General features: G+C 43.6%; 1 rRNA gene. It reads left to right on the forward strand.

From position 1 onward, the window contains the following. Positions 1-135 precede the first annotated feature (135 nt). A 5S ribosomal RNA gene (gene rrf / locus DW917_RS16020) occupies positions 136-248 on the forward strand. Positions 249-312 lie beyond the last annotated feature (64 nt).

Genomic DNA, 312 nt, shown 5'->3' on the forward strand with positions numbered 1-312 from the left:
GCCCGAACACTTTCTTTAGAAAGTTCATAGTTTCAACTGTAGTTCAGTCTGAATGTATCAGGAATGTAGAATTTCACATTTCTCATTTGTCATTATTCATGTTTTGCTTGTGTGCAAATACGTCATAACCCATTATCAGGTGGTTATTGCGGTGGGGTTCCACCTCTTCCCATTCCGAACAGAGAAGTTAAGCCCACTTGCGCCGATGGTACTGCAATGCAATGCGGGAGAGTAGGTCGCCGCCTCCTTTCAATGAAGAGCCTCAGATTTCGAAAGATTTCTGAGGCTTTTTTGTTTTTCTTCCCGCGGATC

The sequence above is a fragment of the Prevotella sp. AM42-24 genome, assembly GCF_003461825.1.
Classification (GTDB): domain Bacteria; phylum Bacteroidota; class Bacteroidia; order Bacteroidales; family Bacteroidaceae; genus Prevotella; species Prevotella hominis.